Origin of the sequence: Selenomonas sp., from assembly GCF_052169755.1 — a bacterium.
Taxonomy (GTDB): domain Bacteria; phylum Bacillota; class Negativicutes; order Selenomonadales; family Selenomonadaceae; genus Selenomonas.
Genome location: NZ_JBQNBV010000164.1, coordinates 1 through 3,810, shown reverse-complemented (window position 1 = coordinate 3,810; position 3,810 = coordinate 1). Strand labels below are relative to the sequence as shown.

The 3,810-nt window shown below is 55.6% G+C and carries 2 protein-coding genes; both read left to right on the top strand.

The window, feature by feature from the left end:
- Positions 1–3,363: autotransporter outer membrane beta-barrel domain-containing protein (locus ACTTKG_RS09630; RefSeq protein ID WP_442673989.1), on the top strand; the 3,363-nt coding region annotated here is incomplete at its 5' end.
- A gap of 146 nt (positions 3,364–3,509) precedes the next feature.
- A complete protein-coding gene (locus tag ACTTKG_RS09625) occupies positions 3,510–3,776 on the top strand; it encodes a hypothetical protein (RefSeq protein WP_442673988.1) in 267 nt (88 codons plus the stop codon).
- Positions 3,777–3,810: the final 34 nt, after the last annotated feature.

Sequence of the window (3,810 nt, the reverse complement as noted above, 5' to 3'; positions counted from 1 at the left end):
GGCGCGATCTCCGTCGATGCAGAGAGCCTGGGCGGCAGTCAGACGGCGGCACTCTTCGTCAACAGCGGCGGCTCGATCCATATTGAAAACGGCGGTGACAACCTGGAAAATAAGGTACTCAAGGTGCGCGCCAACGGCAAAGCGCCATCGCATGTCGCCGTCATCAAGTCGATGAACGGCGTGCATGGCGTCGAGTCGAACATCACGATCGACGGTCTTGTCGACGTGCTCGCGGATGCCGATGTCAAGACGAACGGTAAGGGCGCGAACGAAGCCGTCAGCGCCGTCGCTTCGACGATCAACATCGGCGGCGGTACGATCCGTGCGATCAACGGTGCATGGGCGGCGATCCGCGCCTATGGCGAGTTTGTTACGCAGAACTATGGCACGGTGAACTTCAACGTCACGAAGGATAAGGACGGTCTTGCCAATGGCGCAGGGAAAAATCGTGCCGTCATCGAGGGCGATATCGTCACAAACGGCGGCATGGGCACGAAGGGGCGCGTTTCCGTCGGTCTATCTACGAAGGAATCGCATTGGATCGGCAACTACGCCGATACGAGCGGCTACGGTGTGACACCGGGGCAGCTCGGCGCAGTCAACCTCTTCATGAAGAACGGCTCGTACTGGAAGGGCTTTTCCAACGGCTCGATGAAGATGGAGATGAGCGGCGAAGGGACGAAATGGACGGGCTTCAACATCGGCAACAACTTGCAGCTCACTCTCTCCGACGGCGCTACATGGTACAACGCCATCATGCCCGAGCAGACGGATCAGAGCAACAAGCCGGCGATCAGCCGCGTCCGCTACTTCACAGGCGAAGGCGGCTTCATCGACATGCGCGGGGAGAATCGCTTCCTCGCTTCGAGCAAGAGCCTGAGCGGCGCCCCCGTGCAGGCAGGCTCTTCCTCGATCGAAGAGAAGGGGCTTGGAGAAACGGGCGATCTCACGATCGCAGAATACAGCGGCTCGACGACGCTGCTCTATCGTCACGATGCAGCATCGCCGACGACGATCTACGGCGGCAAGACCACAATCGAAAAGGCGAAGGAAAACAGTACGATCACGCTTCGCACGGATAACGACGGGCTGAATACGAACTCGACGCAGGCGAAGGATCGCAACCTCGTCAACGCGACGCTCGATGCGCTCGCCAAGAAACTCACATATACGGCATACAAAGACGGAGAGCGCAATCTCACGGGTAAAGCGGAGATCGCTGAAGGGTTGGTCGCCTCGTCCGTCAGCCGCACGGGCGCGATTTCCTTCGATGAAACGAGCGGCGCGGGCAGTTATAAATATACGCCTGTGGAAGATGTATCGACGCCGCAGGAAAAGACGGAGTACACGATGCCGCTTACCGGTGATATGGGTACGGACGGCGACTACATCACAAGCGGGGTGCTCAAGGACGGCAACAAGTACGAATTCTCCAAGTCTACGGCGATCAAAGCCGATCGCGCCGTCGATGCCGCCGCAGGGCATAAGCTCAACGTATCCGCCGCCTCGGGTACGACGCTTGCGCTCCAAGGCAAAGATGCAGGCATTCGTGCGCAGGAAAACAGCCAAGTCCATATCGACGGCGATCGCGTAGAAGTGCAGGCGACGGAAGCGGCAGGACACAGCATTCAAGCGGCGAAAGGCGCCAATGTGAATCTCAAGGCGGGCTTTGATGTCAAAGGCGCGGTGGAGAACATCGGCGGCGCGATCACACTTGATGATGCGGGCAAGAAGAGTACCCTCATCGGCGACATCAAACAGCAATCGGGCAGCCTTGACATCAACCTCAACGGGCAAGGCTCGAAGATCGAGAGCAACATCGTCAGCAAAGGCGGGGCGGTTCATCTCTCGCTGATGGGCGATCATGCCTTTTTCCGCGGCAGCATCCGTTCGGGCATGAGCGGCTTCTGCTCTGCATCGGCGATGACGGCCGTATCGGCAGACAAAGTGGCAGAACGTACGCTGGAAATGGGCAAAACCGCGACATGGGAAGTCACGGCTGCTTCGGATCTGACAGCGCTGAAAGCCCAAGCAGGAAGTTTGATTAAACAGCAGTCGGCAGGGCCTGTCAACGTCGAAAATTTCAGCGGCAAGACGAAAGTGTTCTATAAAGGCAAGACGACCTCGGACGGTGCTTTGACCTTGGAACATACAGGAAAATTCGCGGTGAAAAATGTTGAAGGCACGGACAACGAAGTGTCGCTCTCCACAGATGCGACCACCGGCAATCCGCAAACGGACAAGAAGGTTGCAGATACCTTGGCACAGCAGTTTGTCTATCGCGGGGATGCTGCAAATATCGAAGGGCAAAGGATCAAGAACCTCAAAGTCAATGCCGTGATGGGCGATACGCTCACGACTTCGGCGCGGACGTATGAAGTGCTCTTCCAAAACGATGGAACGGTCAAGGGCGTCGGTTCGAACCCCACATCCGATCTTCATTACGGCGACTACGAGACGAAGCTTATGCGCGGCGTCAAGTCGGCGATGACGGCATCCATGATGACGTGGCGCGCCGAATCGAACGATCTCATGAAGCGCATGGGCGACCTTAGGCTCTCGCCGGAGGACGAGGGTGTCTGGGCGCGTATCTATCGCGGCAAGTCGTCGAGCGACAAGGACAAGACGAACTTTACCATGAACTACACGACGATTCAGGTCGGCTACGATAAGAAGGTCGGAGACGACTGGCGTGTCGGCGTTGCTGGAAGCTACATGAAGGGAAGCTCATCCTATGAGAGCGGTAGCGGCGAGAACAAGGAAGGCAACCTCGGCGTCTACGGCACATGGACAGGCAAGAACGGCGAGTACGTCGACCTCATCGCGAAGATTGGCAGGCTCACGAACGAATATACCGTCTACAACGACTTCGGTCACTACGTCAAGGGCGACTATCACACATGGGGCAGCGCACTCTCGGCGGAGTACGGCAGGCGAATCGACATGAAGAATGGCAGCTTCATCGAGCCGCAGATCGAGATGATTTACAGCCATTTGAACGGCGTCAACTACACGGGCGATACGGACTATATCGGGAAGAAGATGTATGTGCGTCAAAGCGCGATGAACAGCTTCATCGGTCGTCTCGGCGTCGGCTTCGGCCAAGAAACAAAGCGCAGCACATGGTTCCTCAAAGCATCGCTCTACCATGAATTTGCGGGCGACATCTCGACGGACTACTCCGACGGCTTCACGCCGAAGAGCACGACGCAGAGAGGTAGGGACACATGGGTCGGCATCCAGCTCGGTGGCACGACGAAGCTCAATGACAAGACGAGCCTCTACGGCACGTTCGAAAAGACCTTCGGCGGCGATATCAAGACCGATTGGCGCATCGACGCAGGGCTTCGCTGGAGCTTCTGACGGGAAGAAAGGTGTGCGAGAAAAGCTCTCGTAGATAGAACAGGGCTGTGCATGAGTCTGAAATGACTTATGCACAGCCCTTTTCTTCTTTAGACTTGACGATAGGCGATTTGATGAATATAATTAGAACTAAGGGGGTGGATGACATGTGTACCGTGAATGTTACACTTGATTCTATGGAGCGCAGAAGGCTTGTGAAGGCAGCGCGCGTAAAAGGATTGAGTATGTCGCAGTTGTTGAAAAAGTTGGCATTTCAACAATTAGGTGCGGAAATTCACGAAAGTGATTCCATCTCGGAAAATGAAAAGTGGGAAATCTTCATGAAAGGAGTGAATGGATTTACGGAAGATTTCATGCCGGATGGCCGCGATGTTGAGATTCCAACAAAGCGAGGGGTTTTATGCGATACATGATTGATACAAATATTTGTATTTATGTGCAGAAGAA

Coding starts and splice junctions, on each gene's coding strand:
- ACTTKG_RS09625 (WP_442673988.1), top strand. CDS start 3,510: ATGTGTACCGTGAATGTTACACTTGATTCTATGGAGCGCAGAAGGCTT.